The following is a 12,175-nucleotide window of genomic DNA, read 5'->3' on the forward strand; positions in this document are numbered from 1 at the left end:
AAACCGCCCCGCCAATGGACAAGAAGTATTCCGCCGGCCTCGTCTGGTTTCGCCGCGATCTGCGCACCGACGACCATGCCGCCCTGCACCATGCCCTGCGCAGCTGTGCCAAGGTCTATTGCACCTTCGTCTTCGACACCGCCATACTGGAGGCGCTGCCGCGCGCCGACCGGCGGGTGGAGTTCATCCACGATTCGCTGGTCGAGGTCGATCGCTCCCTGCGCGAACTCTCCGGCCACGAGGCCGGCGGCCTGATCACCCTGCACGGCAAGGCCCAGGCGGTGCTGCCCCACCTGGCACGCGACCTGGGCGTGCAGGCGGTGTTCGCCAGCCACGACGACGAGCCCTATGCGCTGGAGCGCGACGCCCAGGTGCTGGGCGCGCTGGCCAATGCCGGCATCGTGCTGCACCTCGGCAAGGACCACACGATCTTCGAACGCGACGAGGTGATGACCCAGGCCGGCACCGCCTTCAGCGTGTTCACGCCCTACAAACGCGCCTGGCTGAAGAAGGTGGATGACTTCTACCTGCGCGGCTATCCCGTCGAGAAGCATGCCCATGCGCTGGCCGCGCGGCCCGAGCGTTTCCGAGAGGCGGTGCCGCCGCTGTCCGCGCTGGGCTTCGAGCCGACCAACCTCAAGCAGCTCGGCATCCCCACCGGCATGAGCGGCGGCCAGCAGCTGTGGGAAGACTTCTTCGACCGGCTCGACGACTACGACGACACCCGCAACTTCCCCGCAGTCAAGGGCCCGAGCTACCTGGGCATCCACCTGCGTTTCGGCACCGTGTCGGTCCGCGCGCTGGCCCATGCGGCCTACCAGCGGCTGCAGCACGGCGGCAGCCGAAAGGGCGCGGAGACCTGGCTGGGCGAGCTGATCTGGCGCGACTTCTTCACCCAGATCCTCTACCACCAGCCGCATGTGGTGGGCCATGCCTACCGCCCCGAATACGACGCGCTGAAGTGGGAGCACGGCAAGCAGGCCGACGCCCACTTCCAGGCCTGGTGCGAGGGCCGCACCGGCTACCCGCTGGTGGACGCCGCCATGGCCCAGATCAACCAGAGCGGCTACATGCACAACCGCCTGCGCATGGTGGCGGCGAGTTTCCTGGTGAAGGACCTCGGCATCGACTGGCGCCGGGGCGAGGCCTATTTCGCCGAGCACCTCAACGACTTCGAACTCTCCAGCAACAACGGCAACTGGCAGTGGGCGGCCTCCACCGGCTGCGATGCCCAGCCCTGGTTCCGCATCTTCAACCCGGTGACGCAGAGCCGGCGCTTCGATCCGCACGGCAAGTTCATCCGGCGTTACCTGCCGCAGCTGGCGCGCCTGTCGGACGACGAGATCCACGCGCCCTGGACCGCCACGCCGGTCGAGCTGGAAGCCGCCGGCCTGGTGCTGGGCCGCGACTATCCCGAGCCCATCGTGGACCACGAGACGGCGCGGCAGAAAACCCTGGCGCGTTATTCGGCGGCGCGGCCGCCGAAGTAGTCCATCAGGTCGAGTTCCTCGGTGTCCTGCCGGGCCGCGGGCGGGGCCTGCATGCCCATGCCCCGGCTTTCCAGCAGCAGGGTGAGACGCCACAGATGGCCGTCGCGCAAGGCGTGGCGCAGCCAGCGGCCGTCCGGTCCCTGCAGGCTTTCGGACAGTTTTTCCAGATGCGCGGGTGTCGTGCCGGACCGCTGGACGGGCTTGAGCATGGCGATTCCTCCGGTTGGGTTCGAAGGCCCACGCTAACCCGCACGCCCGGCGCGCAAGGGCGCCGGGCGCAGGGCTTCAAGCCGGCCCGAAATCCTCCGGGGCCGGCGCCGCCGTGTAGCGCCGCACCAGGCCCAGCAACTCCTCTTCCGGATAGGGCTTGCCGAGGTAGTGCGTGGCGCCCAGCGCCATCGCATGCTCGCGGTGCTTGGCGGCGATGCGCGAGGTGATCATCACCACTGGCAGATCCGCCGTGGCCGGGTCGGCGCGCAGCTGGCGCAGCAGGTCGAAGCCGTCCAGGCGCGGCATCTCGATGTCCGAGAGCACCAGGGCCGGGCGCTCCTCGCGCAGCCGCTCCAGGGCCTGCAGGCCGTCGATGGCCAGCGCCACCCGGTAGCCCTCGCGCCGCAGCAGGCGCTGGGTGACGCGGCGCACGGTGATCGAGTCGTCGACCACCAGCACCAGCGGCTGGTCGGCGCCGGTATCGACCACCGGCGGCGCATCCCCCTCCACCAGGCCGGAAGCCGCGCCGGCCGCGATGGCCGCCCGCACCCGCTCGCCATAGACATTGACCAGCGCCACCGGGTTGTAGACCAGCACCACCGCGCCCGAAGGCAGCACGGTCATGGCCGACAGCCCGGGCAGGCGCGAGAGCTGCGGTCCCAGGTTCTTGACCACCACTTCCTGCTGGCCGAGCACTTCATCCACATGCAGGGCCACGCCCTGCTGGGCGCTGCGCAGCACGACCACCGGGCGCGTCCGGCCGACCGGCTCCTGGCTGGCCAGCGAGGCCTGCAGCAAGGCGCCGCACCAGAAGAAGGGCAGCTCCTGGCCGCCATGGGTGAGGCTGCCCTTGGCATAGGCGGCATCGAGATCGGCGGCGCTGGCGCGGCGCACCAGCTCCACCACCGTGGCCGGCACACCGATGGTCAGCCCGCCGGCGCGCAGCAGCAGCACCTGGGTGACGGCGGTGGTCAGCGGCAGGGTCAGCGAGAAACGCATGCCCTGCCCCGCCAGCGAATGGATGCCCACCCGGCCGCCGGCCGACTGCACTTCCGAGCGCACCACGTCCATGCCGATGCCGCGTCCGGCCAGCGCCGTGAGTTCGTCGGCGGTGGACAGGCCGGGCGCGAAGATCAGCTCGGCCAGCGCGCTCTCGCTGGGCTGCGCATCGGCGGCCAGCAGGCCGCTGGCCAGGGCCTTGTCGCGGATGCGGCGCAGGTCCAGGCCCGCGCCGTCGTCGCTGATGTCGATGCCGACGTCGTTGCCCTCCTGGCGCAACGCGATCGCCACGCTGCCGGTGGCCGGCTTGCCGAGCGACTGGCGCTCGGCCGAAGGCTCGATGCCGTGCACCACCGCATTGCGCAGCAGGTGTTCGAAGCTGGGCATCAGCCGCTCCAGCAGGCCGCGGTCCATCTCGACCGAGCCGCCGGTGATCTCCAGGGCCACCGCCTTGCCGGCCTCCTTGGCGGTCTGGCGCAGCACCGCGTGCAGGCGCTCGGCGATGCTGTCGAACTCCACCATGCGGGTGCGCAGCAGGTCGCGCTGCAGCTCGCGGGCCTGGCGGCCCTGGGCGACGAGTTCGTCCTCGGCCTCCTGCAGGCCGCGCTGCAGGTTGCGCTGCACGGTGGCCACGTCGTCGACCGACTCGGCCATCATGCGGGTCAGCTCCTGCACCCGGGTGAAGCGGTCGAACTCCAGCGGATCGAACGCAGCGGCGCTGTCCTTGCTGAGCGCCAGGCGCGACTGCATCTGGGATTCGGACTGCACTTCCACGTCGCGCAGTTGGCCGCGCAGGCGGTCGAGGTTGCCGCCGAGTTCACCCAGCGACTGGCGCATGCGCGACAGGCGGGCGTCGAGCCGGGAGCGGCTGCTCATCACTTCGCCGGCCTGGTTGAGCAGGCGGTCGAGCAGCGCGGCCCGCACCCGGACCGCGCCGCCGGCCTGGCGTTGCGGCGCGACCAGCGGGGGGCGCACCGGCACGGTGATGCCCGGCGGGGCGGCGGGCGGTTCGGCGCCTGATTCTGTCGTCGTGGTGACGGCCGGGGCGGCGCTTCGGCAACGGGGGCGGCGCTCGCCTGCGGCTGATGGCCGTCATCGTTTTCGCGCAGGGCATCGAACAGGGTCTGCAGCGCATCGGCATGGCCGAACAGGGCCTGCCATTGCGCATCGTCGATCTCCTCCCCGTCGCCCCAGGCTTCGATGTCGGTCTCGAAGGCATGGGCACGGGCGCCCAGGCGCATGGCGCCGGCCAGGCGGGCGCTGCCCTTGATGGTGTGCAGCAGGCGCAGCAGTTCGGCGCGCGGCGCCTGGTCCGCGGGCTCGCGGGCCCAGCGGCGCAGCGCACCGCCCAGGCGGGGCAGCAGGTCCAGGCCTTCCTCCTCGAAGATGGGGAAGAGGTCGGGGTCCACCCGGTCGGGGATTTCGGGCGGCGTGTCCTCGGGCTCGTCCAGCGAGGGCTCGTGCAGGAAATGCGCGGCCGAAGGGGTTTCCTGCGGCGGCTGGCTGTCGATCAGGGCCTGCAGCGCGCGCACCAGGCGCGGCGTGGGTTCCTTCAGGAAACCGGCGGCGAACTGGTGCAGCAGGCGGCGGATGTCCTCGGCCGCATCGACCAGCACACCGGCCTGGTGCGGCGTGCCTTCGGTGTGGCCGTGCAGGCGGTCCAGCGCCTGCTCCATCAGCCGGGCCAGGCCCGACAGCGACTGGAAGCCCACCGTGCCCGAGCTGCCCGCCAGCGAATGCGCCAGGGCGCTGGCCGAGGCGGGCAGCGCATGGTGCAGCTCCAGCGACCATTCGCCGAGTTCGGTGAGCAGGCGGCGCGACCATTCGTCCGCCTCGTTGAGGTAGACGTGGTAGAGCGGGATGGGGATGCGCAGGCCGTCGATCACCTTGATGCTGTCGGTGTCGGGTTCCTCGGGCTCTTCGATTTCGGGTGCGGGCTCGGGCTCGGGCGGCTCCGGTTCCGGAGCCGGTTCTGGTTCCGGTTCTGGCTCCAGCGCCGGTTCGGGCTCGGGCTCGGACACCGTTTCCAGCACCGGCAAGGATTCGTGATCGACCGGCGGCCGCGCCGGCAGCAGCACCGGCTCTGGCTCTGGCTCTGGCTCTGGCTCTGGCTCTGGCTCTGGCTCCGGCACTTCGGCCACGGCCTCCGGCTCGCTTGCAGGCGCGTCCACGACCGCCTCCTGCACCCCAAGTCGCAGTGCGTCGGCCGCGGCGCGTATCGGCGCCGGATCCCGGGCGCCGTCCTCGCCGCGCGCGATGTCCTCCACCCAGCGCGCCAGCTCCTGCAGCGCATGGCGCGACTGCTGCCGGTATTCCGTCGGCAAGGCCTCCTGCTCGGCCAGCCAGCTGTTGAGCAGTTGCTCCAGCGCCCAGGCGGCTTCGGCGAAACCGTCCAGCCGCACCATGCGGGCGCTGCCCTTGAGGGTGTGGAAGGCGCGGCGCAGGCCGACCTGTTCGGCCAGTTCGCCCGGCTCGGCATCCAGCCGGTCCAGCGAGGCGAGTCCGGCGGCGATCACCTCGCGGGCCTCGTCCAGGAAGATGTCGCGCAGCTCTTTCTCGCCGTCGTCATCGACCTCGTCGAGCACCGGCACGGGCGGCGAGGAGGAGGGCACCGGCAGATCCGGTTTCGTCGGCGAAGCAGGCGGCGCGGCGCTTTCGGACGGCGGCGCCTGCGCCGCTTCCTCGCCCTGCCGGCCCATCACCGCGCGCAGCACGCCGCGGCCCTCGTCGAAGACGAACAGGCGCCGCGCCAGCACCGGCTGGTAGGCCAGCATGTCGATCAGAAAACCCAGGGCGCCCAGGCTGCTGCCCAGGGCCTCGAACACGGCGGCGCGTTCCGGGCCGGCCGCGGGCAGGCCCAGCAGCAGGCGTTCCACATGGTCGCGCATGCGCACCGCCGCCTGCGCCGCCTGGTCCAGGCCCAGCACCGACAGCACGCCGCGCATCTGGCCCAGCTGGCTGGGCACCGGCAGCAGCGGGCCGGTGTCGGCGGGCGCGCGGAAGTAATGGTCCAGCGCCTGCTCGGATTCATGCAGCGTGGCGCGCAGTTCCTCGACCACGCTGCCCATGGTCTGGCGTTCGCTGACGCGGTGGTAGAGCGCCTCCATCCACGGCGCCAGCGGCTCGGGCAGTTCGGCATCGGCCGCGCGGTCGAGCCGGCCGGCCAGCACCGCGGCCTGTTCGGCCATGGTCTCGTCGCTGACATCCAGGGCCTCGTAGGCGGCCTGCAGATAGAGCATGGAGGTGGCGACCTCCATGGCCAGTGCGGTGGCGGGCGGCCTGCCGCGGCTCACCGTGTGTTCCAGCGCGCGGGCGAGCGCGCCGGCCAGCACCGTGTCGGCCGGATGCAGGCGGCGCAGCGAATCGGCCACCAGGCCGAACTGGTCGGCCGCCGTCTTCAGCCGGCCGCGGTCGCCGCCGGCCAGGGCCGACCAGCTGTCGGCCGCCGTGGCGATGCGTTTGCGCGCCTGGGCCAGCAGGGCCGGGTCGAAGCGGCCGAAGCGGCGGCGTTCGTAGTCCGACGGGGCGTCGTCCGGCATGGCCCAGGCCTGGCGCACCGCCGCCAGCGCGGGAGCCTGGCCGGGCGCGGCCGGGCGGGCATGGGCGCAGAAGAACAGCATGTCGTGCAGCAGCTGCGGCTGCAGCGCCTCGCCGCGCGCCAGGCTGCTGTACTGCATCAGCACCCGCGAGGCGACACGTTTGGCATGCAGGTCGCGCGGCAGCAGGTCGAGCGCCTGGGCTTCGAAGAAGGCGGCGCAGACCTGCCAGAAGTGGCGGGTCGCGCCCTCCGGCTGGCCGGCGGCCAGGCGCAGGGAAAGCTCGGACAGGGTGCGGGCCGCGGCCGGATCGCCGCTCTTGACCACACTCAGCACCTTCTGGTCGAACTGCCCCCGCGCGGCCGTGCCGTAGGCCAGCGGCGCGGGTGTGCCGACCAGGGCGATGACGGCCGGCGCCGCGGCCGGCTCCCACAGCTCGGCCGGATGCACCCGCTCGTTGCCGGCCAGGGCCTGCAGCTCGCGGTATTGCGCGAACAGCGCGACGGCGGACGGCGCCTTGCCGGCCAGCAGCGCATCGAGGTATTCGGCCAGGGCCGCGCAGGCGCGTTCGATGGTGGCCACGGCGGCCTCGTCGCAGCGCTCGGGTTCGGCGGCGAACTTCTGCGCCAGCGCCTCCATCGCGGCCGGCAGCCGGGACAGCGGCCGCATGCCGACCATCTCCAGCGCGCCGGCGGCCTGGTGCAGGTGCTGGCGCACCGAGCGCAGCAGGGCCGCATCGGGCGCCGGCGCATCGGGATCGGTGGCGGCCAGCAGGCCGCGCAGATAGCGGCGCAGTTCCCGGCCGGCCAGGTCGAACTGGCGGCGCAGCTCGGGTTCTATCCAGGCCAGCGGGCCGAGGTCGGCGGCGGGGTCGGTGATGTCTTGGGCGATGGCCATGCGTCAGCGTCCGCGCTTCAGGCGATCTTGAAACGCGCGACGGACTGGCGCAGCTCGTCGGCCATGCGCGAGAGCTCGCGCACCTGCTGGGCGGTCGAGCGGGTGCCCTCGCCGGTCTGTTCGGTCACGGCGAAGATGTGCTGGATGCTGTCGGCCACCACATTGGCCAGCCCGGCCTCGCGCGAGGCCGAGCGCGAGATCTCCTCGATCAGCTCGGCCAGGCGGCGCGAGACGCGGTCGATCTCGGTGAGCGCGGTGCCGGCGCTGTCGGACAGGCGGGCGCCCTGCACCACGCCCTGGGTGGAGCGCTCCATGGCGGCCACCGCGTCCTGGGTGTCGGTCTGGATGGCGCGCACCAGGGCGGAGATCTGCCGGGTGGCGTCGGCCGAACGCTCGGCCAGGCGCTGCACTTCCTCGGCCACCACCGAGAAACCTCGGCCCGCCTCGCCGGCCGAGGCGGCCTGGATGGCGGCGTTGAGCGCCAGCACATTGGTCTGCTCGGTGATGTCGGAGATGAGTTCGGTGATCTCGCCGATCTCCTGAGAGGACTCGCCCAGGCGCTTGATGCGTTTGGAGGTGTCCTGGATCTGGTCGCGGATGGCGTTCATGCCGCCGATGGCGTCCTGCACCGCCTTCAGGCCGGTGTCTGCCGCCTGCAGCGACTGGCGGGCCACCGAAGCGGACTCCTGCGCCTGGCCGGACACGTCGTTGATGCGGCTGGCCATGTCCAGCACCGAGCGGCCGGTCTCGCGGATCTCGCGCAGCTGCTCGGTGGAGGATTCGAGCAGCCCGCTGGAGGTGTCGTCCACCCGGGCCGTGGTCTGCGCCACGCGGGCCGCCGTGGTCTGCACGGCGGCGACCAGGGCGCGAAGTTCCTCGACGGTGTAGTTGACCGAGTCGGCGATGGCGCCGGTGATGTCCTCGGTGACGGTGGCTTCGTGGGTCAGGTCGCCCTCGGCCACGGCCTGCAGCTCGTTCATCAGGCGCAGGATGGCGGCCTGGTTGGCATCGTTGACGCGGCGCGCCTCCTGCTGCATGGCCTCGGCCTGATGCTGCTGGAATTCGGCGCGCAGGCGCTCGTGTTCGGACGCGGCCTGGCGGCTGCGGCTGTCGAGCAGCAGCACCCGCGCCAGGCCATAGGCCGCGGCCAGCACCACCAGCACGGCCACCAGCATGGCCAGCAGGGAGGGCACATCCAGGCCGGCGTCGCGCGAGAGGTGCGACTGCAGGTTCTCCAGCGCGCGGCGCAGCGGTTCGCTGTCGCCCAGGATGGCCACCTGCGCCTCGCGCGCCGAGACCAGGCCCTGCAGGCTGCCGAGGATGGCGGCGGCCTGGCTGCGCGTCTGGCCGTACTGGGCCAGCAGGGACTGCAGCTGTTCGCGCTGCTGGGCGTCGCGGGAGGCCGTCAGACGCAGCTCCACGCTGCCGCCGAGCAGGCCCTGGGCGATCTCGCTGAAGGTGTTCAGGTCCTTGCCGAGCAGGAACACCGCTTCGGGGCTGACGCCCTCGGCGGTCTGGAATTCGTTGGCCGACTTGCCGATGCGCTGGGTCAGCATCACCAGCTGGTTGGCCGCGGCCAGTTCGGAAGCCGGCGCGCCCTGCTGCAGCTTGAGCGCGGCCACCGCCTCCGCGGTTTCCAGCAGTTCGGCCGAGCGCTGGTTGATGCTGCGCAGCGAGGTGCTGACCTGGGTCAGGGTGCGTTGCTGCGCCATCACCGAGCGGGCATTACGCGCGGCGCGGTCGATCAGCGGCTTGGCCGCGAGGATGTCGTCGCCATAGGCCGAGGCCACCGGGCGGATGCCGAGTTCGCTGTCGCCCTCGACCAGCGCGGTGCCGATGCGGCTCAGGGTGGCGGCGCTGTCGGCCACGTCCGGGAACGCCTGCTGGCTGCCGGTGATGGCCTGGGACACCGCCTTGGCCAGCCGCTGCGACTGCATCAGCGCCTGGCCGGTGACGGCCAGCTGCTGCGCATTGGTGTTGGCCTGGCTCAGCGCGCGTGCGCCCAGCACGGCCAGCACCAGCAGCGCGGCCGCCAGCACCAGGTAGAGCACCCGCTGGTGGCGGTTGAGCGTGGCCCGGCCCAGCAGGGGCAGCGCCACCAGTTCGGAATTGTCGAAGCCGGGCGGCTCGACCATGCGGCTGGGCTCGTAGCCGGGCGACAGCGCCGCCGGCTGCGGGCGCTGCGGCGGCGGGGCGCCCGCACTGTCGGCCGCGGGATGGGCCAGCAGCGCGCCGGCCGTGGGTGCCTTGTGGGCACCGGCGGGCAGCGAGCCGAAGCCGCCGGCACGGGCCCGGGCGATCTCGGCCGAGCGGGCCGCCGCCGGTCCGCCGGCAGGGCCGCGGCCCGTCTTGCGGCTGAAGAATTTTCCGATTTGGTCGGCAACGGACATGGTGCGCTCGGGGCAGGAGGGACGACAACCGCCTTCAGGCGGCAATGCTGAGAAAGGACGGATGCGCAGCCAGCGCCTGCAGGTCGATTTCCTGCCAGCGCTGCTGCCGGGCGTCGGTGTAGACGGCGCCGTGCCAGGCGGGCGCCTGTTCGCCGCGCGGCTCGGCCGCCACGAAGGCCTCGCCGCCGCGCAGGCCCAGCAGCCGGTCGATCACCAGCGCGCAGGGCACGCCCAGCAGGGCATTGAGGCTGAGCAGGCTGGCTTCGGCGGTCAGCGGCCCGGCAGGCGGGCCGCTGACCTCGCCATCGGTGAAACGGGCCAGGTCCACCACCCCGGCGAGCGCGCCGCGCAGGTTGGCCACGCCGCGGAACCAGGGCGCGGCATAGGGCACCGGCTGCACCGGCGTCCACGGGAATATCTCGCCGGCCTGCGACAGCGGGAACAGCAGCCGGGCACCGCCGGCCTCGGCCGCCAGCCAGACCAGTGAAGGGCCTTCGTCACGGGCGGCCTGCAGGCGGCTGGCGAGACGGCTCTGGAGTTCGCGCAGGGCCTGACGATTGGCCATGGTGCGCTCAGCCGAGTTCGGCGATGCGGGCCTTGAGTTCGGCCGGATCGACCGGCTTGGTGAGATAGGCGCGCGCACCCTGGCGCATGCCCCACACCTTGTCGGTCTGCTGGTTCTTGCTGGTGCACATGAAGACCGGCACGTCCGCATAGGCGGGGTTGCGGGTGATGGTGCGGGTGAGCTGGAAACCGCTCTGGCCGGGCATGACCACGTCCATCAGGATCAGGTCGGGCTTTTCCTCGGCCAGGCGCGACATCGCCTGCTCGGCGTTCTCCGCCGTGCGCACCAGCATGCCGTTCTTCTGCAGCAGGTCGGTGAGGAACATGAGTTCGGTCTTGGAGTCGTCGACGACAAGCACCTTCTGGATGGGCATCAGCGGGCTCCGGTCTGCGAGGGGGCCAGTTGCTGCACTACCGTGAGCAGCTGGTCCTTGGTGAAGGGTTTGGTCAGATAGTCCTGGCAGCCGACCATGCGGCCGCGCGCCCGGTCGAACACGCCGTCCTTGGAGGAGAGCATGACCACCGGGGTGCCGGCGAAGCGCGGGTTGCGCTTGATGATGGCGCAGGTCTGGTAGCCGTCGAGCTTGGGCATGAGGATGTCGCAGAAGATCAGCTCGGGCTCGTAATCGTTGACCTTGGCCAGGGCGTCGAAGCCGTCCTCGGCCAGCGTGACCTCGTGGCCGCCCTGCTTGAGGAAGATCTCGGCGCTGCGGCGGATGGTGTTGCTGTCGTCCACCACCAGGACCCGGCAGGGTTTCACGTTCGTGCTCACGGTGGCTCCCTGTCGCGGTCTGTCGTTGAGGCCCGAGGGCGCGGCCCGCGGGCCCACGGCCCTTAGATCTGCACCATCTCGAAATCTTCCTTGCGTGCACCGCACTCGGGGCAAGTCCAGTTCATCGGAACCTGGTCCCATGGCGTGCCGGGGGCAATGCCGTCTTCGGGTACGCCGGTGGATTCGTCATAAATCCATCCGCAGATCAGGCACATCCAGGTTTTGGGGTCGGTCACAGCTTATCGGGGGTTCGAATGCGAAGTCAACGATTGTATCGACTGGTACCGGACCCTCCGATGTCCGGCTCGTTGCACAATGACAAACCGGCTTTTCCGATCTCCCCGTCGTCCTCATGCCCCTGCCACCCTCCTCCGCTGCCGAACCCGACGACATTCCCCTTGACGACGAAGACGATGGCCGTCCGGCCTGCATCCTGGTCTTCAATGCCAACGATCCGAGCGGCGCGGGCGGCCTGTCGGGCGACGTGCTGGCGATCGCCTCGGTGGGCGGCCATGCGCTGGCGGTGGCCACCGGCACCTATGTGCGCGACAGCGCCCGCATCTTCGAGCACTTCGCGCTGGAGGAAGAAGCCGTCTCCGAGCAGGCCCGGGTGGTGCTGGAGGATGTGCCGGTGGATGCGATCAAGGTCGGCTTCGCCGGCACGCCGGCCAATGTGAGCGCGATCGCCGAGATCGCCGCCGACTACGACGGCCTGCCGCTGATCGCCTACATGCCCGACCTGTCCTGGTGGTCGGAAGACGAGATCGATGCCTACCACGACGCCTTCCGCGAACTGCTGCTGCCGCAGACCACGGTGCTGATCGGCAACCACGGCACGCTGTGGCGCTGGCTGCTGCCCGACTGGGAGCACCAGCGCAGCCCGAGCGCCCGCGACATCGCCCGCGCCGCCAGCGAAGCCGGCACGCCCTACACCCTGGTCACCGGCATTCCGCTGCCGGAGCAGTTCGTCGACAACAGCCTGGCCTCGCCCGAGACGGTGCTGGCCACGGTGAAGTTCGAACTCTTCGACGCCACCTTCTCCGGCGCCGGCGACACGCTGGCCGCGGCCTTCACCGCCTTGATCGCCAACGGTTCCGACCTGGGCGAGGCGGTGGCCGAGTCCCTGCACTACCTCGACCGCAGCCTCGACGGCGGCTTTCGCCCCGGCATGGGCAATGTGCTGCCCGACCGCCTCTTCTGGGCCCAGCCCGACGAGGAGGACGAAGATGACGAGTCGCCCGGCGACGTGGCATCGCCCGACATCGCCAAGGCGCTGGAAGGCTTCGTCATGCCGCCGCCCGACACCCAGCACTGAGC

Annotated in this window: 8 protein-coding genes and 1 pseudogene; 2 read left to right on the plus strand and 7 right to left on the minus strand. The window is 71.3% G+C overall.

The annotated features are described in order from the left end of the window. The first annotated feature begins 14 nt into the window (after positions 1-14). Complete coding sequence (locus tag GT347_RS09870; RefSeq protein ID WP_160551791.1) at positions 15-1,490, plus strand: cryptochrome/photolyase family protein; 1,476 nt, start codon at positions 15-17, stop codon at positions 1,488-1,490. Here the strand turns inward: GT347_RS09870 and GT347_RS09875 are convergent. From GT347_RS09875 to GT347_RS09905, 7 genes and pseudogenes are all read right to left on the minus strand, one after another. Beyond that, on the minus strand, positions 1,463-1,699 hold the full coding sequence (locus GT347_RS09875; protein ID WP_160551792.1) for a hypothetical protein: 237 nt from the start codon (positions 1,697-1,699) through the stop codon (positions 1,463-1,465). The two genes, GT347_RS09870 and GT347_RS09875, sit on opposite strands and share 28 nt — an antisense overlap. A gap of 76 nt (positions 1,700-1,775) precedes the next feature. Further along, positions 1,776-7,132 (minus strand): annotated as a pseudogene (locus GT347_RS09880) (Hpt domain-containing protein). A gap of 17 nt (positions 7,133-7,149) precedes the next feature. After that, positions 7,150-9,522 carry a methyl-accepting chemotaxis protein gene (locus GT347_RS09885; RefSeq protein ID WP_160551793.1) on the minus strand — a complete coding sequence of 791 codons (2,373 nt, stop codon included), beginning with the start codon at positions 9,520-9,522 and terminating at the stop codon, positions 7,150-7,152. A gap of 34 nt (positions 9,523-9,556) precedes the next feature. Then, positions 9,557-10,087: a chemotaxis protein CheW gene (locus GT347_RS09890; RefSeq protein ID WP_160551794.1), complete on the minus strand. Its 531-nt coding sequence runs from the start codon at positions 10,085-10,087 to the stop codon at positions 9,557-9,559. 7 nt (positions 10,088-10,094) lie between these two features. Continuing rightward, positions 10,095-10,460 (minus strand): response regulator, encoded by a 366-nt coding sequence (locus tag GT347_RS09895; protein ID WP_160551795.1) that lies wholly within the window; start codon positions 10,458-10,460, stop codon positions 10,095-10,097. Next, positions 10,460-10,858 (minus strand): response regulator, encoded by a 399-nt coding sequence (locus GT347_RS09900; protein ID WP_160551796.1) that lies wholly within the window; start codon positions 10,856-10,858, stop codon positions 10,460-10,462. The genes GT347_RS09895 and GT347_RS09900 overlap by 1 nt, the downstream gene beginning before the upstream one ends. 62 nt (positions 10,859-10,920) lie before the next feature. After that, positions 10,921-11,073, minus strand: a complete 153-nt coding sequence (locus GT347_RS09905; RefSeq protein WP_268236194.1) for a rubredoxin — start codon at positions 11,071-11,073, stop codon at positions 10,921-10,923. 137 nt (positions 11,074-11,210) lie between these two features. On the opposite strand from GT347_RS09905, the gene thiD reads away from it, so the two are divergent. Next, on the plus strand, positions 11,211-12,173 hold the full coding sequence (gene thiD / locus GT347_RS09910) for a bifunctional hydroxymethylpyrimidine kinase/phosphomethylpyrimidine kinase (protein ID WP_160551798.1): 963 nt from the start codon (positions 11,211-11,213) through the stop codon (positions 12,171-12,173). The last annotated feature ends 2 nt before the right edge of the window (positions 12,174-12,175 follow it).

Source organism: Xylophilus rhododendri (genome assembly GCF_009906855.1).
Lineage (GTDB): Bacteria > Pseudomonadota > Gammaproteobacteria > Burkholderiales > Burkholderiaceae_C > Xylophilus > Xylophilus rhododendri.

Excerpts from the sequence above, each read along its gene's own strand:
- GT347_RS09870 (WP_160551791.1), top strand. The coding sequence starts at position 15 with ATGGACAAGAAGTATTCCGCCGGCCTCGTCTGGTTTCGCCGCGATCTG.
- GT347_RS09875 (WP_160551792.1), bottom strand. The coding sequence starts at position 1,699 with ATGCTCAAGCCCGTCCAGCGGTCCGGCACGACACCCGCGCATCTGGAA.
- GT347_RS09885 (WP_160551793.1), bottom strand. The coding sequence starts at position 9,522 with ATGTCCGTTGCCGACCAAATCGGAAAATTCTTCAGCCGCAAGACGGGC.
- GT347_RS09890 (WP_160551794.1), bottom strand. The coding sequence starts at position 10,087 with ATGGCCAATCGTCAGGCCCTGCGCGAACTCCAGAGCCGTCTCGCCAGC.
- GT347_RS09895 (WP_160551795.1), bottom strand. The coding sequence starts at position 10,460 with ATGCCCATCCAGAAGGTGCTTGTCGTCGACGACTCCAAGACCGAACTC.
- GT347_RS09905 (WP_268236194.1), bottom strand. The coding sequence starts at position 11,073 with ATGTGCCTGATCTGCGGATGGATTTATGACGAATCCACCGGCGTACCC.
- thiD (WP_160551798.1), top strand. The coding sequence starts at position 11,211 with ATGCCCCTGCCACCCTCCTCCGCTGCCGAACCCGACGACATTCCCCTT.